General features: G+C 58.3%; 23 protein-coding genes. 14 read left to right on the forward strand and 9 right to left on the reverse strand.

The window, feature by feature from the left end; all coding sequences use genetic code 11:
- Positions 1-216 precede the first annotated feature (216 nt).
- Positions 217-1,002, forward strand: coding sequence for an acyl-CoA thioesterase (locus ABNH18_RS07460; RefSeq protein ID WP_349382212.1), 786 nt, complete (start codon positions 217-219; stop codon positions 1,000-1,002).
- On the forward strand, positions 999-1,643 hold the full coding sequence (locus ABNH18_RS07465) for a 1-acyl-sn-glycerol-3-phosphate acyltransferase (RefSeq protein WP_349382213.1): 645 nt from the start codon (positions 999-1,001) through the stop codon (positions 1,641-1,643). The genes ABNH18_RS07460 and ABNH18_RS07465 overlap by 4 nt, the downstream gene beginning before the upstream one ends.
- Before the next feature lie 18 nt (positions 1,644-1,661).
- Here ABNH18_RS07465 and ABNH18_RS07470 read toward each other — a convergent pair whose 3' ends face one another.
- Positions 1,662-2,888 carry a GAF domain-containing protein gene (locus ABNH18_RS07470; RefSeq protein ID WP_349382214.1) on the reverse strand — a complete coding sequence of 409 codons (1,227 nt, stop codon included), beginning with the start codon at positions 2,886-2,888 and terminating at the stop codon, positions 1,662-1,664.
- Positions 2,889-3,019: 131 nt separating this feature from the next.
- Here ABNH18_RS07470 and ABNH18_RS07475 point away from each other — a divergent pair, with 131 nt between their 5' ends.
- Complete coding sequence (locus tag ABNH18_RS07475; RefSeq protein WP_349382215.1) at positions 3,020-3,286, forward strand: acyl-CoA-binding protein; 267 nt, start codon at positions 3,020-3,022, stop codon at positions 3,284-3,286.
- Between the two features lie 61 nt (positions 3,287-3,347).
- Here the strand turns inward: ABNH18_RS07475 and ABNH18_RS07480 are convergent, their stop codons facing one another.
- The 3 genes from ABNH18_RS07480 to ABNH18_RS07490 form a co-directional block, all read right to left on the reverse strand.
- Complete coding sequence (locus ABNH18_RS07480) at positions 3,348-4,532, reverse strand: tetratricopeptide repeat protein (RefSeq protein WP_349382216.1); 1,185 nt, start codon at positions 4,530-4,532, stop codon at positions 3,348-3,350.
- A 122-nt stretch (positions 4,533-4,654) separates the two neighbouring features.
- Entirely contained in the window at positions 4,655-5,317 is a 663-nt protein-coding gene (locus ABNH18_RS07485; RefSeq protein WP_349382217.1) for a hypothetical protein, read from the reverse strand.
- Between the two features lie 43 nt (positions 5,318-5,360).
- Positions 5,361-6,323, reverse strand: a complete 963-nt coding sequence (locus ABNH18_RS07490; protein WP_349382218.1) for a DMT family transporter — start codon at positions 6,321-6,323, stop codon at positions 5,361-5,363.
- Between the two features lie 182 nt (positions 6,324-6,505).
- Between ABNH18_RS07490 and ABNH18_RS07495 the strand changes: the two genes are divergently transcribed.
- Positions 6,506-7,267 (forward strand): M90 family metallopeptidase, encoded by a 762-nt coding sequence (locus tag ABNH18_RS07495; RefSeq protein WP_349382219.1) that lies wholly within the window; start codon positions 6,506-6,508, stop codon positions 7,265-7,267.
- Positions 7,267-7,575, forward strand: coding sequence for an antibiotic biosynthesis monooxygenase family protein (locus ABNH18_RS07500; RefSeq protein ID WP_349382220.1), 309 nt, complete (start codon positions 7,267-7,269; stop codon positions 7,573-7,575). The genes ABNH18_RS07495 and ABNH18_RS07500 overlap by 1 nt, the downstream gene beginning before the upstream one ends.
- Positions 7,576-7,664: 89 nt before the next feature.
- Here ABNH18_RS07500 and minE read toward each other — a convergent pair whose 3' ends face one another.
- From minE to ABNH18_RS07520, 4 genes are all read right to left on the reverse strand, one after another.
- Positions 7,665-7,916: a cell division topological specificity factor MinE gene (gene minE, locus ABNH18_RS07505; protein WP_349382221.1), complete on the reverse strand. Its 252-nt coding sequence runs from the start codon at positions 7,914-7,916 to the stop codon at positions 7,665-7,667.
- A gap of 3 nt (positions 7,917-7,919) precedes the next feature.
- Positions 7,920-8,735 (reverse strand): septum site-determining protein MinD, encoded by an 816-nt coding sequence (gene minD, locus ABNH18_RS07510; protein WP_039925873.1) that lies wholly within the window; start codon positions 8,733-8,735, stop codon positions 7,920-7,922.
- Positions 8,736-8,768: 33 nt separating this feature from the next.
- Positions 8,769-9,512 (reverse strand): septum site-determining protein MinC, encoded by a 744-nt coding sequence (gene minC, locus ABNH18_RS07515; RefSeq protein WP_349382222.1) that lies wholly within the window; start codon positions 9,510-9,512, stop codon positions 8,769-8,771.
- Positions 9,513-9,795: 283 nt separating this feature from the next.
- The gene (locus ABNH18_RS07520; protein WP_349382223.1) at positions 9,796-12,252 is read right to left on the reverse strand and encodes an acyl-CoA dehydrogenase; all 2,457 of its coding nucleotides are present in this window, start codon (positions 12,250-12,252) and stop codon (positions 9,796-9,798) included.
- 208 nt (positions 12,253-12,460) lie between these two features.
- Between ABNH18_RS07520 and ABNH18_RS07525 the strand changes: the two genes are divergently transcribed.
- The 4 genes from ABNH18_RS07525 to ABNH18_RS07540 all read left to right on the forward strand — a co-directional run bounded on the left by ABNH18_RS07525 (position 12,461) and on the right by ABNH18_RS07540 (position 15,933).
- Positions 12,461-13,330 (forward strand): tetratricopeptide repeat protein, encoded by an 870-nt coding sequence (locus ABNH18_RS07525; RefSeq protein WP_349382224.1) that lies wholly within the window; start codon positions 12,461-12,463, stop codon positions 13,328-13,330.
- Between the two features lie 365 nt (positions 13,331-13,695).
- Positions 13,696-14,034, forward strand: coding sequence for a P-II family nitrogen regulator (locus tag ABNH18_RS07530; protein WP_349382225.1), 339 nt, complete (start codon positions 13,696-13,698; stop codon positions 14,032-14,034).
- 10 nt (positions 14,035-14,044) lie between these two features.
- The gene (locus ABNH18_RS07535) at positions 14,045-15,331 is read left to right on the forward strand and encodes an ammonium transporter (protein ID WP_349382226.1); all 1,287 of its coding nucleotides are present in this window, start codon (positions 14,045-14,047) and stop codon (positions 15,329-15,331) included.
- A gap of 215 nt (positions 15,332-15,546) precedes the next feature.
- On the forward strand, positions 15,547-15,933 hold the full coding sequence (locus ABNH18_RS07540; RefSeq protein ID WP_349382227.1) for an SCP2 sterol-binding domain-containing protein: 387 nt from the start codon (positions 15,547-15,549) through the stop codon (positions 15,931-15,933).
- Between the two features lie 85 nt (positions 15,934-16,018).
- Here ABNH18_RS07540 and mobA read toward each other — a convergent pair whose 3' ends face one another.
- A complete protein-coding gene (mobA, locus tag ABNH18_RS07545; protein ID WP_349382228.1) occupies positions 16,019-16,576 on the reverse strand; it encodes a molybdenum cofactor guanylyltransferase MobA in 558 nt (185 codons plus the stop codon).
- Between the two features lie 129 nt (positions 16,577-16,705).
- Here mobA and yoaA point away from each other — a divergent pair, with 129 nt between their 5' ends.
- From yoaA to ABNH18_RS07570, 5 genes are all read left to right on the forward strand, one after another.
- A complete protein-coding gene (gene yoaA, locus ABNH18_RS07550) occupies positions 16,706-18,655 on the forward strand; it encodes a DNA repair helicase YoaA (RefSeq protein ID WP_349382229.1) in 1,950 nt (649 codons plus the stop codon).
- Entirely contained in the window at positions 18,652-19,326 is a 675-nt protein-coding gene (tsaB, locus tag ABNH18_RS07555; RefSeq protein ID WP_349382230.1) for a tRNA (adenosine(37)-N6)-threonylcarbamoyltransferase complex dimerization subunit type 1 TsaB, read from the forward strand. The genes yoaA and tsaB overlap by 4 nt, the downstream gene beginning before the upstream one ends.
- The gene (locus ABNH18_RS07560) at positions 19,323-19,757 is read left to right on the forward strand and encodes an acyl-CoA thioesterase (RefSeq protein ID WP_349382231.1); all 435 of its coding nucleotides are present in this window, start codon (positions 19,323-19,325) and stop codon (positions 19,755-19,757) included. The genes tsaB and ABNH18_RS07560 overlap by 4 nt, the downstream gene beginning before the upstream one ends.
- Positions 19,758-19,867: 110 nt before the next feature.
- Positions 19,868-20,665: an undecaprenyl-diphosphate phosphatase gene (locus ABNH18_RS07565; protein ID WP_349382232.1), complete on the forward strand. Its 798-nt coding sequence runs from the start codon at positions 19,868-19,870 to the stop codon at positions 20,663-20,665.
- Positions 20,662-21,405: a class I SAM-dependent methyltransferase gene (locus ABNH18_RS07570; protein ID WP_349382233.1), complete on the forward strand. Its 744-nt coding sequence runs from the start codon at positions 20,662-20,664 to the stop codon at positions 21,403-21,405. The genes ABNH18_RS07565 and ABNH18_RS07570 overlap by 4 nt, the downstream gene beginning before the upstream one ends.
- The last annotated feature ends 34 nt before the right edge of the window (positions 21,406-21,439 follow it).

A 21,439-nucleotide genomic window follows, 5' to 3' on the forward strand; every position in this document is an offset into this window, starting at 1 on the left:
ATCTCCGTACTGGCGAAACTGAAAAAGAGGCGCCTATGCTACCGACAAGGGGGACCAAGCGCATGGGGAAAACGCGTTTTACGGTGGTTTTATGCGTAGTCTTGCTGGCTATGGCGCCGTTGGTCACCTTTGCGTCGGGATAATGACTTTTACTGATGCGGCTGGGATGGTAAATAAAGTGCCGCTGATTTCAGGTATGCAGAATAGAGAGAGACCATGACATTCGATGAAATTCTGGCCACGGTAGATGGCAAGGGAAATGCTTCGTTTCCGGAAGGGTGGGGGCAGGGCCGGGCATTGTTTGGTGGCCTGGTGGGAGCCGTGTTGTTTGATCATCTACAGAAGACGGTGGCGGCAGAGCGATTTTTGCGCAGCTTTTCCCTGTCGTTTGTGGCGCCGGCCACGCCAGGACCGGTTGCCCTGGAGGCCACTGTGTTGCGGGAAGGAAAATCGGTGATGCAGGCCATGGTGTCTGCCCGTCAGGGGGAGCAGGTTGTGGCAGTTATGCTGGCCAGCTTTGGCGTGGGCCGGGAGTCGAGGGTTGTTGTAGAAGGACCTGCCGCGCCCACCCTGAAAGCGGCTGATGAGAGTATCGCATTGCCGTTTATCAACGGGCTGACACCGGATTTCCTCTCCCATTTTGATATTCGTTACGCAGAAGGTATGCCGCCGTTCAGCGCCAGCGCGGTGCCGGATTTTGCGGGTTATATGGGCTTTGTGGTGCCGCCGGCGACTATGAGCACGGCGGCGCTAATTGCCCTGGTGGACACCTGGCCGCCTTCGGTGCTGCCGTTGCTCAAAGGCCCGGCCCCTGCCAGCTCCCTGACCTGGACCATGGAGTTACTGGATGATCCGGGGGCTCGCCCGGCGGATACGCTGTGGCAGTATCGGGTCAACACTGACCAGTGTAGTGATGGTTATGGGCAAAGCCAGGCGGTGATTTGGGATGCGGCCGGCAAGCCCGTGGCTCTGAGTCGACAAACCTTTACGGTATTTGCATGAAATCAGAACTGGCACCGCTGACAGCGCGAACATTGGGGGCTCAGGTACCCCGGCGCGGCCACTGGCTGCTAGCGGGCCTGGGCCGGCTGATTCTGGGGGCCATGGGTTGGCGCATTGTTGGTAGCCTGCCCAATACCTCCCGTGTGGTTCTGGCGGTGGCACCGCATACCTCGAACATTGACGGGCTGATTGGTATCAGCGCCATCCAGTCGCTACGGGTACAGGTGCGCTTTATGGGTAAGCACACCCTGTTTGAGGGACGTCTGGGGCGATTTATGTACTGGCTGGGGGGGATCCCGGTGGACCGTGACAGCGCTCGGGATGTGGTCGATCAGACTACGGCGGTCATGCGTGATACGCCATTCTGGCTGGGTTTGGCTCCGGAGGGTACGCGTACCGGCGCCAAGCGCTGGAAAACCGGGTTCTACCGTATTGCCGAACAGATGTCGGTACCGATTGTGGTGTTGGGCTTTTGCTACCGGCGCCGTCAGGTGCGCATCGTCGATTGCTTTTTGCCGACGGGTGACATGGATGCGGACATGGCTCGGATGGTGGCATCGCTGGCCGATATCGTGCCGCGTAAGCCTGCGCTGCTGTCTGCCCCTCTGAAGGCGGCCAAAGCCGCCCGTGGTATTGACTGACGTAACCGGGAAGGGCCTTTATGCGTTAGCGCTGGCGGCCTGATCCAGAAACTGCTGGCGGCGCTGGGCGGATTGCAGCGCAAAGGCGAGTGGGCGATGGAGCTCGCTGATCAGTGTTTGCTGCTCCTGATCAAACCCTTGAGTGTTGGCGATTTCAATAATGCCCAGAGGGAGGTCTCCCTGTATCAGTGGCCATAGCAGCACGGCGCCCGGTGGCCGTTTGCCCTGGCCGGTCTCCAGATCCAGATAATTCTGTGGTACGTGATGTTGCTGCATCAGTAGCCGCTGGTTAAGCGCGGCGCCCAGCAGGCCCTCGCCAGCGGGGAGGGTGTCCCGGGTTTGCGCCGCGTCGTTTAGTGCCCAGCCGGCTTGGCGCACCAGTGTGTCCTCTTCCAGGGTGTAGGCGGCGCCCACCTGTGCGTTCACTTGCTGAACCAGATAACCCAGCACCCGTTCCAGTAATTGTGTAGGTGTCAGGTTGCCGGCGATTTGTTCCATAAAGGTATTGAGCTGTTGTTGCCGGCGGGTATCTTTTTCTGCCTGTTCCCGCCAGTGTTTCAGCTGCTCGGATTCATGGGCCAGTAACAGGTTGTTGGCAAAATTGCGGCGTGCACTGATATCCAGGATGTAGCCGTTCACGGTGCAGATGATCAGCGGGATACCGAATGAGAGGGACACCAGCAGCAGCGGAAGGTCCAGCCGCATAAGCAGGCTGATTGCGAAGGCGGCGACGGCGGCAACGGTGCAAGTGATCAGCGTCTGGAGGGGCGGCAGCCGCAGAATTGAGAAGCCGATAATGAGCAGGTAAATGGTTTCAAAAGAAGAAATTTGCCCGGGGAAACTGCCATTGAATCGGATAGCCCCTAGAACCGTTCCGGACAGGGATAATCCCAACGCCAGGTACATGACGCCAATGGCGTGGGGGCGAAGCCAGGCCAGGCGGGTACAGCACCAGAGCCCCATCAGTGCAACGGCGATGGGGTATACGCCGTAGTTTCGCCAAGCGTCCATCTCCGGCGTTTTCACCAGCAGAATGACCGGCAGTACGACCAGCAGATACAGCCCCATCAACAGGTAGACGGAGCGATTGATTAGATCGCGGGCGCGCTGATGCGCGTGCTCGCTATAACGGCGTTCCAGGGCACGATCAAACTGCACCAGAAAGGTATTGATGGCATTGCGAAGGATGCCCTCTTGCTGTGGGTCGAGGGTCTGGCTGGCCTGGGATTGCCCTGCGTCGCTCATGGCGTAACCTGATTGTTCTTCGTTTTGGTTTTGTTGGTATGTTGATTCATCCGTGATCACAGCGCACTATTTCCTGCACAGATTACGGCTTGTGCCTTATACATCGATGATCACATATGACAGGAAACATCATGACCGATACTGCCCGATTTGAACAAGCTCAGAAAGATGTCAAAACCCTCGACAGCAAACCGTCCAATGATGACCTGTTGTTTCTCTATGCTCACTTCAAGCAGGGAAGCGCAGGGGACGTGTCCGGCAAGCGCCCGGGAATGCTGGATATGGTGGGTCGCGCCAAGTATGACGCTTGGGCGAAGCTGAAAGGGTTGGGGGCAGATGAAGCCAAACAGAAATATATCGACAAAGTGGATGCCCTGCTGAAAAGCCACAAGGGGTGAGGGTGCGGGAGCCTGTGACGATGGTCAGCGTGGCTCAGGCATCCCGCATTAGGCGCTCCTTTCAGGATTTTTTCTGCAGCAGCTGGGCCTTGCCCAGCTGCGCTTCCCCCGCCAGGTTCCGGTAGAACGTTTCCAATTCCGGAAGCTGTGCTTCCAGCGCGTCACGTACTTGGCGCCGTGCCTTGGTCAGATTCGATTCCACCTGCTGTTTCTCCAGTGCGAGCAGATCTTTGCGTTGCTGAAGGGCCGCTGGCAGTGCGGTGCCGCCGAGTTTATTGAGCCGGGTATTGAGCCGCTCTAGTCGTTCCTGGGCGTCGGCCAGCCGTGCGCTTAACCCATTGGCATCCGGGGCGTTTTGCAGGATGCGTTGCAAATCGGCCACTTCCTGTTCCGTTGCCGCTTTTTCCCGCTTTGCGGCAGTGCGAAAGGCGCCATTGGTCAGGTCTCTGGCGGTGGCATGCTGAATGGCATTATTTAGGTCGGTTTCCTGGTGCGCCAGGCACTTGTGCTGATGGTGTGCGGCCATGAGTTGGCGGGTGGCGGCGAGCACCTGGCTATCGTCATCGCGGACCATGGCCAGTACCAGCTGGTCCATTACTGTAGTGCTGTTGCCGGCGACGGTGTTGGTCAGAGTACGGTACAGCTGCTCCGGCTCGTTGGCGAGTTGATCCAGGGCGTTGAGGTTTTCTGCAGCCTTGGTCAGCGCCAGATTATACACCGGTAGCGCTAGCGCATCGGCGCCCTGGTTACGCCAGTCATCGCCGGCGAGAACTAGCCCGGATACCGCTCGGGGGTTACCCGGGAAGCGTGCGGCGATACGGATAAACCAGGCTCTGGCTCGCTCCTTATCGCCGTCGCGACGGTAGCTCTCTGCCAGCAGGAAAGCGGCATCCACAGCCGCTGGGCTGTTCTGTTCCACTTCACTGAGTTGTTGACGAGCAAAGTCGGTATCGCCGTCTTTCAGGGCCAGCGCGGCCAGCCGCAGGCGAGCGTAATTCCCCAGTATGGGTTTGTTTATGCTGTTGGCGTGCTGGTTATAGGCCAGCAGGGTGCCGGCGTGTGTGGCCGTGGCTTGGTGACCCAGTAGTTTCAGAAGTTGTTCATCATTCTGGCTGATGGTCAGTGAGGATGATGAGGCTGCCGAGGAGGCAGCGCTCAGGCAGGCCGAGTCGGCCATGGCGCCAAGGGGCAGCAGTGTCAGGGTCAGGCTGGCAATCGCCGTACGTGAAAAGAATCCCGTCATCATGTCAGTCTTTTTATTATTGGCGTTATCGGCTCCAAATGGTGCGCCAACTGGCGCGCCAATGAGGGAACCAGATCACAGGATATTACACAATTTTGTGCACTTTATGGCTGCGGGGGCCGGTGTCAGAAACCGCGATGCATAGAAAGGCCCAGCGCCATGATCCCGATGGCCAGGCAAATACCGATGACCATCAGTACTGTTGCCAGAATACCCAGCACTTTGCCGGCGGTGGTCATGCCTTCACCCGTGATGTCCATCTGGCCAGCGCGCATGGCCCGCAAATCGCCGTTTGCCATGATCCAGGCGGCGATACCCAGAGGGGCGAACATGAGCATGCTGAGGATGCCCAGTACGAGTACCAGCCCGCCGCGATGGGGACGCTGGGCGCTTACCATGGCGGGAGAGCTTAGCGTGGATGTGTCGCCGCCGCCGGTTGCTGTGGCATGCACGGGTGCCTGAGAGGGTGCGGGTGGCCGAGAGCGGCCAATAAAGGCGGCGGTCAGCAAGCTGGCGGTGATCCCCAGATACAGCAAATGGTAGGCGCCATTGACGAGCACGCTATAGACGTCGTTGGAGAGCACACCATCCATCAGCAGGGGCATCAGCAAGAGTTGGTTGAGAATGGTAAAGCCTGCCTGCATGGCAGTGAGCAGCCCGGCCAGCATGACCAGCATGGCGGGAGTGCGGGCGCGGTCCATAAAGACGCCGGCGAGGACAAAACAGAGGAGGCTGATCAGGGCGCCCGGGGTCGCAATAATCAGCAGGGTGAGGAAATCCGGTTCCATGTTGTCTCCTTGGGTAGTACCGCCTTGGCGGCAATGCGTTAAATTAACGGTTCTGACGGTGTTTCGGTGCGATCAGTGACTTGAGCAAGGTGCGCACCGCTCGCCAACGGTTCACCAGTAGTGATGCAAAGATTAGCGCACAGCCCGCCAGCTGCGTACCCGTCATGCTTTCGCCAAACCAGGCGGCAGCGATGAGGGCTGTCCACATGGGTTCCAGTACCATGATGACCACCCCATGGCTGTGCAGGGACAGGCTCTGGGCATAGGTTTGTACGAGAAAACGCAGAGCCGTGCCGATAGTGGCGCTGAGAACGATCCACATCACCAGGGTGGGGGGCATCGACGTAAACACGGGCTTCCATGCTTCATTGAAGGCGGACAGGATGCCGGTAACCAGCCCCACGACGGCCAGCACGACGGTGGTCAGGGCCATGGCGGGAATGCGGGGGTGTTCGATGCGTTCACCGTCGGCAGACTCAGTGGCGATGGTGTTGGCGGCGCGGGTGTTCAGATTGAAGTACAACGCGAAAATGGTGGCGGCCGCCACAAAGCAGAGCTGGCCGACTTCCAGATGCAGCCCTTGCTCCAGTGACAACAACGCCAGCCCGCCAGCGGCCACTGGCAGGGCCAGCCAGGTACTACCGGGCACCGCTTCGGCAAAGAAGATACGGGCGATCACCGGTATCAGCACCACGCCCAGACTGGTCAGGAAGGCGCCTTCACCCACATGGTTGCCCACGGCCAGCCCGGTAATCCAAAAGCTCATGGCGGTGCCAAATACCAGGCCTACACGCATACTGCGCATCAGTTGCTGACGGCTGAGCCGACGCAACTGGCGGTGGGCCACGCAGGCCAGCAGTAATGAGGCCAACAGGAAGCGCAGCGACATGAACAGCAGAGGCGGCATGGCCAGCACGGCTTCTTTGGAGAACATCCAGCTGATGGCGGCCAGGAGCGTGACCACCAGAAGCAGCAAATCGGCTTTATGGGCGGGGCGGATAGGCACTGAACAATATTCGCATTAAGGACTGGCCGGCGATGGTAGCACAGCCACGGTGACCGGTAACGGCTGGTGAAACGCCGCTCTCATGGTCAAAGTAGCCATCATTGATTGTGTACGATTGATGAAACACGGGTTAGTCATTGTGGTCTACGGATAGAGAGTGATCTACAGCAAAAGGAGGGTGGATGTTTGCAGCCTGGAAAAACTGGCGTGATGCACGGCGAGTCAAAAAAATGGGCTATACCCGGGGGGAGTGGGAAGCCGCGGTATCGGACTGGCCGTTGATGGCCCAGTTTGAGGGTGAAGAGCGGAGCGCGTTGTTTGATCTGTCGTTGCGTTTTCTGGCCCGCAAGAGCATCGCCTCCGGTGGCGACTTCGTTTATACCGATGCCATGTGTCTAAAAGTGGCCACCATGGCCTGCGTGCCGATTCTGTACCTGGGGCTGGACTGGTATGACGGCTGGTATACGGTGATTTTGTATGAAGGCGCGTTCATTCCCAATCGGCCACACCTCAGCGAAGATGGCGTGGTGCATGCCCAGGGGCCGGTGCTGGCGGGTGAAGCCTGGCACCAGGGGCCGGTGATCCTGTCCTGGGACGCAATCTGTGATGCCTGTGAGATGGACAACCAGGCCAGTAATGTGGTGATTCACGAGATGTCCCACAAACTGGATATGCGCCGCAATGGGGCCAACGGCAGGCCGCCGTTGCATAGAGGGATGAACCCGAAGCAATGGCATGACACCTTCACCGCTTGTTGGGAAGAGTTGCTGAGCGATTACCAGCACCATAGGCACATGCCCGTGGATTCCTACGCGTTGACCGGGCCGGGCGAGTTTTTTGCGGTGTGCAGTGAAGCCTTTTTCGAAGGGCCAGATCAGCTCTACAAGGATTGGCCGACCCTCTATCGCCTGTTGGCCCAGTTTTATCGGCAGGGAGAACGATGATGAAATTTATTTTTGAGGTACGCGTAAAGGCGGGCTTTAGCGTGGAGGAATACGCCCAGGGCTGGGTGGAAGCCAGTGAAATTATTCAGCAGAGCGAGGGAGCAAAAGGCACCTATCTGCACCGCAAGATCGGCCATCCTGATACCGTGCTGGCTATCGCTCACTGGGAGAGCAAGGCACATCGGGATGCCAAAGACGACAGTCGTAGCGCCAGGGTAAAGGCAATACTGGAAAAGCATGCGAAGGTGGTAGAGGTCACCGTGATTGGGGAGTACGACGAGCCTGAATGGCAGGTGTTGCCGCCTTGAGTCGTTGGGTTGTTTAGCGGTGAGCGGTGGGCAGAGGCGGTTAGCCCCTGAGCTGCAGTCTTTGCCAGCCCAGGGTCTTCGCCGTGGAATCAGCCTTCCGGCAGGGTGATATTCAATTCGAGAATTTCACACCCGGATTCCCGGTCAACCTGGACGTTAACGGCGTCCTGACCCACTGGCACATACTTGCGCACCACCTGCAGTAGCTCTTCCTGAAGCTGCGGCAGGTAATCCGGACCGCCCCGGGTGGATCGTTCACGAGCGACAATGATCTGCAGGCGTTCTTTTGCCACAGATGCCGTGTTCTGCCTTTTAGGAAGCAGATAACTGAAGATGCTCATCCCTTAGCCTCCAAACAGACGGCCGAATAGACCTTTCTTGTTAGTGGTGAGAAAGCGGTGCGGCAGCTGGTCACCCAGAAAACGTGCAACCGCATCGCTGTAAGCCTGGCCGGCATCGGAATCCGTATCCAGGATCACAGGGCTGCCGGAGTTGCTGGCATTAAGCACCGCCTGGGATTCCGGGACCACGCCAAGCAGTTCGATGGCGAGAATTTCCTGCACATCTTCCACTGACAGCATCTGTCCGTTTTCCACCCGTTCCGGGGAGTAGCGGGTCAGTAGCAGGCGGGACGGGATGTCGCCGTCGCCGAGTTCGGCGTGGCGGGTCTTGCTGGCCAGAATGCCGATGATGCGGTCGGAGTCCCGCACGCTGGAGACTTCCGGATTGGTGACGACAACGGCCTCGTCAGCAAAGTAGGCGGCCATGAGTGCGCCTTTTTCGATGCCGGCGGGGCTGTCACAGATGATGTAGTCCATCTGCATGTCATCACGAAGGGCGTTGAGCACGCCTTCCACGCCTTCAATGGTGAGGGCGTCCTTGTCGCGGGTCTGGGAAGCCGGAAGGATGAACAGGTTGTCCACCTTCTTGTCTTTGATCAGCGCCTGCTTGATGTTGGCATCGCCACTGATCACGTTGACCAGATCATAGACCACACGACGTTCGCACCCCATGATCAGGTCCAGGTTGCGCAGGCCTACATCAAAATCAATCACAGTGGTTTTAAAACCGCGCAGGGCAAGGCCTGTGGCCAGCGCTGCACTGGTGGTGGTTTTGCCGACGCCACCCTTGCCGGATGTCACGACCACGATCTTCGTCACGCTCTTCTCCTTACCTTCCATGTTTCATGCACGCTAGTTAAGCGCGGTAAAATGCATCGCGTCGCCCTGCATACAAAGATGCACGGGCTTGTTACGGAATGACTCGGGCAGATCTTCGGCTACCCGATAATGGCCGGCAATGGATACCAATTCGGCATTCAGTTGCTGGCAAAAAATACGTGCGCTGGTGTCGCCGCGAACCCCGGCAAGGGCACGGCCACGCAAGTTGCTATACACGTGGATGTTGCCGTCGGCCATGATTTCGGCCCCGGTGCTGACCGGGGCGAGCACAATCAGGTCACCGCGGCTGTAGACCTGCTGACCGGACCGTACCGGTTGGTCGATCACCATGGTGTCGGCCTGTTGCGGGGGCGGCGTAGTGTCGGTGTCGCTGACGGCATTATTCTCTGCGGCAGCGGGTGCCGGTTCCGCACGGCGGGGCACATCACGACCGCCGGCCAGACTCAAGGTGCCAAGCCCCAACATGGTGGCGGTGTCCGCATCAATGTTCTCGCTGCGGGCCAGGGCGACCATGTTCACGCCCAAGCTGCGCAGCGTGTCTACGGCGGCCATCAGGGCTACCGGATCCGGGTCCAGTTCGGGGCTCACATCGATGACGACGGGGGCTTCCTGCAGCCATTGGGCGGCGTCATCCAGACGCTGGCTCACCTGTTGGTGGAGCACGTTGGCATCCAGGTCTTTCAACTGGAGGACCGTCATCATCAACATGCGGCCCTTGAATTCGATTGCGGTTTTTTCTTCGACGACTGCTGTCATTACTGACCTGTTGTCCGAGGGGCAAAGGGAGGCGTAACGGCGCTCCAGGCCCGGTGGGGCGTAATTTGGGCAAGACTAGACGAAAGCGACCATGCGTAAAAGCGCCAAAAGGGTGATCTGAATGTTAAATCTCTGTGAGATGGGATAAACGGGGGATTAACTGCTGGAAAAAGCAGCATTTTGAAAGGAAGCGCCGGCGTTGCGTTTTTGTGAAAATGTGCGCTGGTTAATGTTTAGGCATGGGAAGACGGGCGCAATGGCGAGGCCATTGCGCCCGGGTGAGTTACATCATTGGCCGTTCGGCATGGACCTGCACTTCTTTGAGGTCCTTGTCGAAGGCATCCGTGAGCAGGCAGTCGTAACGCATGGCGTCGTACTCGTTGATGGCGTCTACCTGACTCTCGTTGATGATGCCTTTGCTGGCAGCGTCCTGCAGTTTCTCCAGCACCGTTTTGCCTTCCAGTTGGCCTTTGCCTTCCGCTTTCAGGTAGGCAAGGAAGCCGGGTTCCACTTCCAGCAATTTGCTGTAGGTAGCTTCTACGCGGCCAATGGAATCCTCCGGATCCTGAGAGATATAGGCCGGCTCCGCCAGCGCATCGCGCACGGAGGTGGGCTCCATGATCATTTGCCCCAGGGTGCGTATCTGATCGTCACTGGGTGCCTGTGCCTTGCACGGGCGACCGCAGGGGAAGAACAGGCGCTTGAGCACATGCCCGATGCCGAAGAAGCCAAAGTTGCTGTAGAAGGCTTCCAGGGAATCGTGGGCCCGGCTGAAGGACAGCCGCAGGGCGTACTGCGCGTGGGCGTCGTTGGCCTCGTCCCTGGGGAGCGTGGCGTGATACTTGAGAATAGAGCAGGCAATCAACAGCTGGCTGTGCACATCCCCCAGGCGGGCGGAGAGCAGTTCGCGGCGCTTCAGGTCACCGCCCAGCAGGGCAAGGGCCATGTCCGAAGTGCTGGCCAATACGGCGCTATAGCGGCTGATCAACCGGTACCAGGGGGCGCTGAAGGCGTCGGAGTTGCCTGGCGCGCCAGACAAGTAAGGGCCTGTGACGGCCTGCACGATGGCGCTGCTCATATTGCCCAGGGTATGCGCGGCATGGGTGAAGAACAGGTCGTCGAAATCCTGCAGCCCCTGCTTTTTGTCCTCTGCCTGAATCGCCTGCAATTCATCATAAAGGTAGGGATGGCAGCGCATGGCGCCCTGGCCAAAAATCATCAGCGAACGGGTAAGAATGTTCGCCCCTTCCACGGTGATGGCAATGGGAGTGGACTGATACGGCAGAGCCAGGAAGTTACGCGGGCCGAGCTGAATGCCGCGGCCGCCAGCGATATCCATGCCATGATTGATCAGTTCGCGCATCATTTCCGTGGCGTGGTACTTGGCCATGGCGGTGACCACGGAGGGTGCGCCATCTTCCAGTGAACGTGTGACCAGGTGGCGATAGGCTTCCAGGGTGTAGGCCAGCGCGGCCACATCGGCGGACGCTTCCTGTACCCCTTCGAATTCACCTACGGCGGTGTTGAATTGGCGACGAATACGACCGAAGGCGCCGGTCATGCGATAGCCCATTTCGCCACTGGCGGTGGCCAGTGCCGGCAGCGAGACACCGCGCCCCGCGCCGAGGCACTCAATCAGCATGCGCCAGCCTTTGCCAGCCATGTCTGGGCCACCGATGATGGCGTCCAGCGGCACAAACACATCCTTGCCGTTGATGGGGCCGTTCATGAACGGCGAGCCAGGATAATGGCGGCGACCAATTTCCACGCCTTGGGTATCGGCGGGAATCAGCGCGCAGGTAATGCCCAGATCTTCTTCGTCGCCGAGCAGTTTTTCCGGGTCATAGAGTTTGAACGCCAGCCCCACCACGGTGGCCACCGGGGCCAGGGTAATCCAGCGTTTGGCGAAGTTCAGGCGCATGCCCAGCACTTCCTTGCCGTCGATCTTGCCTTTGCAGATTACCCCGGTATCGGGGATGGCGCCGGCGTCGGAGCCGGCTTCTGGTCCGGTGAGGCCGAAGCAGGGAATTTCGTCGCCTTTGGCAAGGCCGGGTAACCAGCGGTCTTTCTGCTCCTGGGTGCCATATTCGGCCAGCAGCTCACCCGGGCCCAGGGAGTTGGGCACCATGGCCGTGACTGCAGCGGTGAGAGAGCGGGTGGCAATCTTGCTCATAATGCGGCTCTGCGCATAGGGCGTGAAGGCTTTGCCGCCGTACTCTTTGGGAATGATCAGGCTGAAGAAGCCCTTGTGCTTGAGGAAGTCCCAGACTTCTTCAGGCAGATCGCGCAGCTCGTGGAAAATCTGCCATTCATCAAGCATGTCGCAGAGTTGTACCACTTCGTTGTCGATGAACGACTGCTCTTCATCACTGAGGGTGCTGAACTGGATGTGGGCGAACTTTTCCCAGTCCGGGCGGCCGGAAAACAGGTCAGCCTCGAACCAGGTGGTGCCCGCTTCAATGGCCTCGCGTTCAGTATCACCAATAGTCGGCATCACCTTGGCCAAGGCGTTGTAGACCGGTTTGGTAATGAATTTCTGCCGCAGGTCCACGTGGTTGAGCACAGTGACGCCGGCGGCAAGCAAAATCAGGGAAACGGGGTGGAACAGCCAAGAAGCGAGAAAGCCGCAGAGCAGCCAGACGATAACGAAAACGGCACTGCCAATGCCTCGACTGATTTGCTGATAGAAGAGGGTCATCAGCGTGGCAATTAACAACACAATAGCCAATAGGCTAAGCATGGTGATCTCCTTTGCCTGGGTGGAATACCTTCCAGCATACGGGCACGGCCATGGGGAGGGCGTGAAGCTGTCGCCAGGGACCGAAACCGCATACTCACTTTCAGTCTAACGCGCAGATGCCATCTCTTGCACAGGATTTAACCGGATTTAATCTAGATGATGCCTTACACTTGGCGACACTTTGAATGCGTTTTCAGGAGCAATAGCGTTGCAGCCGAACAGCCCTATCATCGAAGCCACCGAGCAGAATATTCAGCAAATTCTTGAGCAGTCTCAGCAAATTCCGGTGATCGTGGATTTCTGGGCCAGCTGGTGCCAGCCGTGTTTGCAGATGGCGCCGATACTGGAGCGATTGGTCAATGAATATCAGGGCAAGGTAATCCTGGCGAAAGTGAATGCCGACGAGCAGCAAATGTTGGCCAGTCAGTTTGGCGTGCGCAGCCTGCCGAGCTTGAAGTTGGTGTACCAGGGGCAGCTGGTCAGTGAACTGGATGGCGCCCAGACGGAAGGCGCCCTGCGCGAGTGGTTGGCACCGGTGGTTGATCCGGAAGCTGCCCAGCAGCAGCAGGAAGAAGGGTTTATCGAGCAGGTGCGCATGGCCATTGAGGCGGGTCACAGCGAGCAAGCAGAAGGCGCCTTGCGCCAGACACTGGAGCAGAGCCCGGACAAGCACGCTATTCGTGCCTTGCTGGTGGAGCTTCTCTTGGGTGAAGGCCGTCTGGACGATGCCCAGTCGGTGCTCGCGGAAGTTACCGAGGATGCCGAGCCCCTGCGCCCGTTCAGGGCGCGTTTTGCGCTGCTGGAAAAACTGGAAGGGGAAGGGCAGTCGCTGAACGCGCTGGCCGCTCGCATTGCCGACAACGCCACGGCTGACGACCTTTATGCCTACGGTCTGCAAGCCGCCGCTGCCGGGCAGTTTCAGCCGGGGCTTGAAGCCTTGCTGCAATTGTTGCGTGATCATCGGGATTTCAAAGATGGCATTGCACGTGCTGCATTGCTGGAAGTTTTCGAATGCCTTCCCAAAGGAGATCCGCTTGCCAGTGAGTACCGCCGCAAGATGTTCAATTATCTGTATTGATTGAGAGACCTTTGCTGGCGACAGGGTTATTCCCTGTCGCTATTTCATCGCTTTGCTTTTTCCTCTTCCTCTCCCTTTCTCTTCTTGTCTGTCTCTGAGCGTCGTTGCAGATGGTGTTTTTTGGTGCGCGTTATTTGTGTAAAGCGACACACCGACTGCGATATGCCCTATGAGGGATCTTTCCTTTGTACCGATATGGTGCATTTAAATGGTGCAGTGTTCGTGAGTGGTGCGAAGTGAATGCTATTCATGGGTAAGTGACTGAAAAATAGTGCACTATTTTGTGGCCTGATTCTTGAATGCTCCTTGTCGGTGCAACTTTCCGGCACGTGTTGTGTTGGTGCATGAGGACGAGGAGATACCGAATGAAAATGCTGACAGCGGTGGTCAAGCCGTTTAAGGCCGAAGAAGTGCGTGATGCGTTGGCCCAGATTGGGGTGCAGGGCATGACGATTACCGAGGTGAAGGGGTTTGGTCGCCAGAAAGGCCACACCGAATTGTACCGGGGCGCTGAATACGTGGTGGATTTTGTGCCCAAGGTGAAGCTGGAGCTGGCGGTCCGTGAAGAGCAATTAGATCAGGCAATCGAGGCCATCATGAAGGCGGCGGGGACCGGCAAGATCGGTGACGGCAAGATTTTCGTTAGCGACCTGGAGCAGGTGATCCGTATCCGTACCGGTGAAACCGGCAGCGAAGCCATTTAAGGGGCCCATGATGAAAAAATTGATTGCTGTACTGTTGATGCTGCCCTCGCTGGCGCTGGCCGACGGCCTGGATTCCGGTGATAGTGCCTGGATTCTCACCGCCACCGCGTTGGTACTGTTTATGACCCTGCCGGGCCTGAGCTTGTTCTATGGCGGGCTGGTGCGGGCGAAGAACATTCTGTCCGTGTTGATGCAGTGTTTCGCCATTACCTGTGTCGTGTCGCTGGTGTGGCTGATCTGCGGTTATTCCCTGGCGTTTTCCGATGGCGGCAGCATGAATGCCTGGATCGGTGGGCTGGACCATATCTTCTTCTCCGGGATTGGCCGGGACACCCTGGAAGGCACCTTGCCGAAAAGCCTGCACGGGCTGTTCCAGATGACCTTTGCCATCATTACCCCGGCGCTGATCGTCGGTGCTTTTGCCGAGCGCATGCGTTTCGGTCCCATGCTGGCGTTTTCCGTTCTCTGGTTGCTGGGCGTTTATATCCCGGTGTGTCACTGGGTCTGGGGTGGTGGCTGGCTGGCGCAACTGGGCCTGTACGATTTTGCTGGCGGAACCGTGGTGCATATCACCGCAGGTGTGGCTGCGCTGGTGGCGGCGCTGGTGTTGGGTAACCGTAAGGGTTTTCCCACCCAGGGCATGATGCCCCATAACATGACTATGACCGTCACCGGTGCCGGCATGCTGTGGGTCGGTTGGTTCGGGTTCAATGGCGGTTCGGCGCTGGCGGCCAATGGCGATGCGGCCATGGCCATGCTGGTGACGCACATTTCTGCGGCTGCCGGTTCTCTGGCCTGGATGGCCATGGAATGGAAAAAATTCGGTAAGCCATCTGCGCTGGGCATTGCTACCGGCATGGTGGCGGGCCTGGGTACGATTACCCCGGCCTCAGGTTTTGTCAGCCCGGCAGCCGCATTGGTGATCGGTTTGTCTGCCGGCGTGATCTGTTTCTACATGGTGATTTTCGTCAAGCACAAGCTGAAGATTGACGATTCCCTGGATGTCTTCCCGGTTCATGGCATTGGCGGCATTCTCGGCACCTTGCTGGCGGGTGTGTTTGCCTCCACCGAGTTGGGCCTGTTCTCAGGCTACGGCTTTGCCAAGCCTGAATACACCATGCTGGATCAGCTCGGTGTGCAGGCTCTCGGTGTAGTGGCAACCTTTGTTTATACGGCGTTGGTGACCTGGGGGCTGCTCAAGCTAGTGAGTCTGTTTGCGCCGCTGCGTGTGAGTGGTGATGAAGAGACCCAGGGGCTGGATATCGCGCTGCATGAAGAGCGAGGCTACGACCTCTGATTGTTACGCTTGAGGCTGGCTCTCAGACCCTCGGAAAGCCCGGCATTTTGCCGGGCTTTTTTGTCCCGTAAGGACTCATCTGCGGCTATTGCCACCCTCTGAGCCTTTCTATAAGGTACGGGTAAGTTTCGAACGCTCGTTTGAATGGCTAGGCCTTGGCAGGCCCTGTAAACAGGGGCGTCAACGCCGCAACGATACGTTATGGAGAGATAGCAATGAGCCTGGAATTTTTGTCTGATGAATGGTTTGCAAAAGTAAAAGAAATCCGTGAAGGCGCGGGCGATGTTGAAACGCCGGCAGCCCTGGCTGACTTGGTCATCAACATCACCGTCAATGCTGACGGTGGCGACAAAGAAATGGCTCTGGTGGGCGGCATGATCGAAGAAGGTCATCACGCTGATGCCCCAACTACCATGATCCTGCCGGCCGACCTGGCCAAGCGCATCTTCATTGAAGGTGACCAGTCTGCAGGCATGCAGGGTTTCATGAGCGGCCAGATCCGCATCGAAGGGGACATGAGCAAGCTGATGGCGCTGCAAACTGCACAGCCTTCTGCTGATCAGCAAGCCCTGATGAAGCAGATCCAGGAGCAGACCGCGTAATTTCGCGTTCTTGCACCAACACAATGCCCGCCTCGTGCGGGCATTGTTGTTTTAGGCGTGGAGCCGGCGGCACGCCCGTAGCGAGTTATGTGTCTCTCGTGAGCCCTTCTCTGTGATTCAGGTTCTGCAATGGCGTGGCCACGGCCACGGGGTGAACGGATACCTGGTCTAGCCAGCCGTGCGCACTACGCTTGTCCGCATCAAGATAATCCCTAAGCGACGCTTGCCAGGGCTCGGCATACAAGGCCAGGCATAGCGGTTGCCGACGTAACGGATCGTGGGCGACGCAGATGTGTTCCGCTGATGCAGCTGCCAGCAAATCGCGAATCATGGCAGCGGGTGGCGCAAGCAGATCACAGGGCAGGCACAGGCACAGGCCGTGGGCTTCGCCTAGCGCGGCTTCAAGCCCGGCCAGGGGGCCCATAAATCCTTCGCGGCGATCGCCGACCACCTGATTTCCCCAGCGTCTGTAGCGGTCTTGGTTGCGGTTGGCGCTGATGATAATACGGGCAGGGCGGGGCGACAGGTGCGTGATCAGATGGGCGACCAGGGGTTTCCCGTCCACTGCCACCAGTCCCTTGTCGGCACCGCCCATGCGTCGCCCTTGTCCGCCGGCCAGAATGATTAAGGTATAGTCGATCATATTGCCTTCTCGTCTTGCTCTCGCGTTGGGTTCCGGGGGCGAATGGGCTATGCTCTGCGCGCGCTTTGGGCTATCCCGGCGGGTTCCGGTGTGCCGGCCCCAGGTGCAGACACGTTTCAGGGAAATTATGTGACTACCGCCCGTAATCATCTTACCGATTTAGCGCGCTTTGCGCCGCTCCTGCCCGGCTACCAGCCGCGTGAACCGCAGCTGGAAATGGCTGATGCGGTGGAGGACGTGATTGGCAGTGGTGCCACTTTGCTGGTGGAAGCGGAAACCGGCACAGGCAAGACGCTGGCTTACTTGGTGCCTGCGCTGCTGTCTGAAGGCCCGACGTTGGTATCCACTGGCACCAAGAGCTTGCAGGACCAGCTGTTCTTCAAAGACCTGCCCATGGTCAAGAAAGCCCTGAACTTGCCAAGAAAAGTGGCGCTGTTAAAAGGTCGCGCCAACTATCTATGCCCGTACCGGCTGGAATTGCATCAGGAAGACGCCCGTTTTCTAACCCGTGAAACCGTTGGGCAGATGCAGATTGTGGCGCACTGGGCTGGGCGCACCCGCACCGGTGATATCGCCGAACTACAGCAGATTCCAGAAGATGCTCCCGTGTGGCCCTGGGTCACCAGTACCGCGGACAATTGTCTGGGTACGGAGTGCCCTCGCTATAATGAATGCCCGTTGATGAAGGCGCGCAAAGAGGCCCAGGAAGCGGATTTGGTGGTAGTGAATCATCATCTGTTTTTTGCCGATGCGGCTTTGCGTGGCAATGGTGCGGCTTCTGAATTACTGCCTACGGCAAACACGGTGATTTTCGATGAGGCGCATCAACTGCCCGAAATTGCCGCGGCGTTTTTTGCAGACACCCTGAGCACACGACAGATTCAGGAGCTGGGGCGCGACAGCCTGTCCGAAGCCGGACACACCGCCGCCGATTTGGCGGAGTTGAACCGCCTGGTCGCCGCCGTGGATAAAGGCGGCATGGATTTACGCCTGAGCCTTGGGGATGGCGAGCGCCGTGAACCCTGGACCGAAGTGGCCGAAAACAAGGCGGTGGTTGAGGCGGGGGAAGGCCTGTTGCAAGCCTTGCAAGAGTTGGACGCATTTCTTGGACCATTGGCCAAGGCGAGCAGGGGCATGGATGCTTGTTCCCGGCGTGCCAGCGAACAGGTGGACTGCCTGGCGGCCTACCTGAAAGGCGGCCAGCCTAATCGCGTGTACTGGTTTGAGACCTTCAAACGTTCCGTTGTATTGCACAGCACGCCGTTGTCCGTGGCCGCGCAGTTGCGAGCCCAGCGGGAACGTCATCCTTGCAGCTGGATTCTTACCTCGGCCACCCTGTCGGTGGGCGGGCGCTTTGAACATATTCAGCATCGCCTGGGGCTGGACTCGGCCCGCACGCTGCGGCTGGAAAGCCCCTTCGATTTCAAACGCCAGGCGGTGTTCTATGCCCCGGAAGGCCTGCCGGCGCCGAACGACCGCGAGTACACAGCGCAACTCACCAATGCCATGGTGCCGGTGATTAATGCGGCGAAAGGGCGCACTTTTTTCCTGTTTACGAGTCATAGGGCACTACGCGAAGCCGCTGGCATCCTGCGCGGGAAAATCGATTTCCCTTTGTTGGTGCAGGGGGAATCCGGTCGGCGTGAACTGCTGGAGTCATTCCGGGAAAAAGGGAATGCAGTGCTGCTGGGTACCAGCAGCTTTTGGGAAGGCATTGATGTGCGCGGTGAAGCACTCAGTTGTGTGATTATCGACAAGCTGCCGTTTGGTTCGCCCGGTGATCCGGTAGCCGCAGCACGTATCGAACACATTAATCGCAATGGCGGTAATGCGTTCCGTGACTACCAATTGCCCCAGGCGGTGCTGGCCTTGCGACAGGGAGCCGGGCGATTGATTCGCGACCCCAAAGATACTGGCCTGCTGGTGGTTGCGGACCCACGGCTGTTGACGCGCAGTTATGGCAAACTTTTCGTCAACAGTCTGCCCAACATGACCCGCACCCGTAAGCTGGACGTGGTAGAACGGTTCTTTGATTATCTGGCCCGCCAGGGCCTGGAAGCGGAAAAAATGGAATCATGACGCGCATACTCGCACTGGAAACCGCCGGCGAAACCTGCTCGGTGGCACTGCTGGACAATGGCAATGTGCTCGAACGCTTTGAGCACGCGCCAAGGCGACAGACCGAGCTGGTACTGCCGATGGTGGAAGGGCTGCTGGCCGATGCCGGGGTCCGGTTGAAAGACCTGGACGGCATTGCGTTTGGCCACGGCCCGGGCGCGTTCACTGGCGTGCGCGTGGCTGCCGCGGTGACTCAGGGTCTGGCTTTTTCGGCGGATCTGCCCGTGGTGGGCATCTCCACCTTGGCTGCCTGCGCGCTCAGTGCACAGGCCATACAGGCACATTCTCATGTGATTGCCTGTTTTGACGCGCGCATGGGCGAGGTGTACCTGGGCGCTTATGCCTGTGAGGAGGCTGCAGCCAGTGCCATCTTCAACGATGGCCTGTTCAACCCCGATGACTTGCCGGATTTGCCGTCGGCGGACTGGATGATAGTGGGCTCCGGGTTGGTGTATCAGGACGCACTGGTGGAAGCCTATGGCGCAAGCTGCTGCATTGCTGACGCCCATCCCCATGCGAAAGCGGTGGCGCAACTGGCATTATCAGCATTTGAACGCGGAGACGGTGTGAGTGCTGAACAAGCACAGCCGGTGTATCTGCGTGACCAAGTGATTCAGGGAGCAGCACGATGATCAACTGGGACCTTCCCAATGTGCACGAGTTGACGGTGACCGTACCTGCCGAAGCCATTGATGTGATGGGGCATGTGAACAACACCGAGTACCTGCGCTTCATGGAGCAGATCGCCTGGCATCACACCACCGAATTGGGGTTGGGCTGGGACCTGTATCAGAAGCTTAATCGGGGCATGGTGGCACGTCATACCGAAGTGGATTATCTGGCGCCGGCTTTTGAGGGTGAAAACCTGAAAATCGGTACCTGGATCGTGCAAAATGATGAGCGCATCAGCATTACTCGTCGTTACCAGATTGTGCGTGAATCCGACGGCCGCACCTTGCTTCGCGGCCGTACCCGCTGGGTGTGTGTGGCGCTGGATTCTGGCAAGCCTCGCCGCATGCCCCCGGAGTTCCTCAAGGGTTATCAGATTACCGCTGACGAATAGAAAACGTTACGAGTGACGAGAAGCGAGTTTCGTAAAACCAAACCGGTTTTGATTTTCGCTCTTCGAAACTCGTGACTCGTCACTGACGTTTCATTCAACAAGGATATTCCATGGATTGGTTTCAGGCTCTGGTTCTTGCTCTGATACAGGGGCTCACCGAGTTTCTCCCTATTTCCAGTTCTGCCCACCTGATTCTTCCGTCACAAATTTTGGGCTGGCCCGATCAGGGCCTGGCCTTTGATGTAGCGGTGCATTTGGGCACCTTGCTGGCAGTGATGGTGTATTACCGCCGTGATCTGGTAGCCATGGTCGGCGGTGCCGGTGTGGCGGTGCAACAGCGCCGCATGAATGATGATCTCAAACTGGGTTTGCTGGTGGTATTGGCCACTATACCGGCAGTGGTGTTTGGTTTTCTCGGTGATGATTTTATTGAACATCAGTTGCGCTCGGCACTGGTGATTGCCATCACTACCCTGGTATTTGGCGCCCTGTTATGGGCCTCGGATGCTTTCGGAAAGCGGGAGTTTTCATTGGCCCGCTTGGGCATTGCCGGTGCGATTTTCATTGGCCTGGCCCAGGCACTGGCGCTGATCCCCGGCACGTCCCGTAGTGGCATCACCATTACCGCCGCACTGGCGCTGGGGTATCGCCGGGAAGACGCGGCCCGCTTTTCCTTTTTGTTGTCCATTCCGGTAATTCTGGGTGCCGGGTTGTTGAAAACCAAAGACCTGATCGAACAGCAAATTGCGGTGGATTGGGGAATGATGGCACTGGGCGTATTGGTTAGCGCGGTGACGGCATATCTGACCATTGTGTTCTTCATCCGCCTGCTGGAGCGCATCGGTATGCTGCCGTTTGTCATCTACCGGCTGGTGTTGGGTGTAGCACTGTTGTTCTGGTTGGCATGACGTTGAGCGGGTCTCTGGATGCCATACTGGGTCTGTTGCCTGGCTGCCCGGAAGGGCTGCCCGGAAGGCCCGTGGACAGTGAAGCACTGGCCTGTGCTGCCGAGCTTGAACTGGTGCTGGGTTGGCACAATGAGTGCCTGAGCCTGTGGCGTCCGCAGGGCAAGGAAACGCCGCTGACGGTCAGTTTCTGCGAGGGGAAGCAGGGTTACCGGCTGACGTCGGAGAGGGTGCGCCATGAGCGTTTGATCAAGGCGCTGGGTAAGCCTAAAAACGACCGTAATCGCGTGGTGGATGCCACGGCGGGGTTGGGGCGCGACGCCGCCTTAATGGCGCAAGCGGGATTTCAGGTATTGCTGGCGGAACGCTCACCTGTACTGCACGCTATGCTTGCAGATGGCCTACAACGGGCGCCTGCTGGCCTTGCTGCCAACATGGAGCTGCTCGGTTGCGAGGACAGCCGAACGCGACAGGTGAGTGATTTACACGCGGTGTACCTGGACCCCATGTTTCCTGCCCGGGAAAAAAGTGCGGCGGTGAAGAAAGACCTGCAGTGGTTACAACGTCTCTGTGCTTATCCTGACGCCGATGAAGAGCATTTGCTGCTGGCGTGGGCCCGTGGGCTTGAACCCGCTCGTGTGGTGGTGAAGCGTCCGGTAAAGGCTGGCTATCTGGCCGGCGTTATGCCGTCATTCAGCCAAAAGGGCAAGGCTGTACGTTTCGATATTTATACCTGCCCCTAGAATGTTTTCTCCTCTTTTTTCAGCGCGATAACGC

The organism is Alcanivorax sp. (assembly GCF_040118815.1).
Taxonomy (GTDB): Bacteria; Pseudomonadota; Gammaproteobacteria; order Pseudomonadales; family Alcanivoracaceae; genus Alcanivorax.

Bases quoted from the DNA above. Each gene is read 5' to 3' on its own strand.
- ABNH18_RS07460 (WP_349382212.1), top strand. From the start codon at position 217: ATGACATTCGATGAAATTCTGGCCACGGTAGATGGCAAGGGAAATGCT.
- ABNH18_RS07465 (WP_349382213.1), top strand. From the start codon at position 999: ATGAAATCAGAACTGGCACCGCTGACAGCGCGAACATTGGGGGCTCAG.
- ABNH18_RS07470 (WP_349382214.1), bottom strand. From the start codon at position 2,888: ATGAGCGACGCAGGGCAATCCCAGGCCAGCCAGACCCTCGACCCACAG.
- ABNH18_RS07475 (WP_349382215.1), top strand. From the start codon at position 3,020: ATGACCGATACTGCCCGATTTGAACAAGCTCAGAAAGATGTCAAAACC.
- ABNH18_RS07480 (WP_349382216.1), bottom strand. From the start codon at position 4,532: ATGATGACGGGATTCTTTTCACGTACGGCGATTGCCAGCCTGACCCTG.
- ABNH18_RS07485 (WP_349382217.1), bottom strand. From the start codon at position 5,317: ATGGAACCGGATTTCCTCACCCTGCTGATTATTGCGACCCCGGGCGCC.
- ABNH18_RS07495 (WP_349382219.1), top strand. From the start codon at position 6,506: ATGTTTGCAGCCTGGAAAAACTGGCGTGATGCACGGCGAGTCAAAAAA.
- ABNH18_RS07500 (WP_349382220.1), top strand. From the start codon at position 7,267: ATGAAATTTATTTTTGAGGTACGCGTAAAGGCGGGCTTTAGCGTGGAG.
- minE (WP_349382221.1), bottom strand. From the start codon at position 7,916: ATGAGCATCTTCAGTTATCTGCTTCCTAAAAGGCAGAACACGGCATCT.
- minC (WP_349382222.1), bottom strand. From the start codon at position 9,512: ATGACAGCAGTCGTCGAAGAAAAAACCGCAATCGAATTCAAGGGCCGC.
- ABNH18_RS07520 (WP_349382223.1), bottom strand. From the start codon at position 12,252: ATGCTTAGCCTATTGGCTATTGTGTTGTTAATTGCCACGCTGATGACC.
- ABNH18_RS07530 (WP_349382225.1), top strand. From the start codon at position 13,696: ATGAAAATGCTGACAGCGGTGGTCAAGCCGTTTAAGGCCGAAGAAGTG.
- ABNH18_RS07535 (WP_349382226.1), top strand. From the start codon at position 14,045: ATGAAAAAATTGATTGCTGTACTGTTGATGCTGCCCTCGCTGGCGCTG.
- ABNH18_RS07540 (WP_349382227.1), top strand. From the start codon at position 15,547: ATGAGCCTGGAATTTTTGTCTGATGAATGGTTTGCAAAAGTAAAAGAA.
- mobA (WP_349382228.1), bottom strand. From the start codon at position 16,576: ATGATCGACTATACCTTAATCATTCTGGCCGGCGGACAAGGGCGACGC.
- tsaB (WP_349382230.1), top strand. From the start codon at position 18,652: ATGACGCGCATACTCGCACTGGAAACCGCCGGCGAAACCTGCTCGGTG.
- ABNH18_RS07560 (WP_349382231.1), top strand. From the start codon at position 19,323: ATGATCAACTGGGACCTTCCCAATGTGCACGAGTTGACGGTGACCGTA.
- ABNH18_RS07565 (WP_349382232.1), top strand. From the start codon at position 19,868: ATGGATTGGTTTCAGGCTCTGGTTCTTGCTCTGATACAGGGGCTCACC.
- ABNH18_RS07570 (WP_349382233.1), top strand. From the start codon at position 20,662: ATGACGTTGAGCGGGTCTCTGGATGCCATACTGGGTCTGTTGCCTGGC.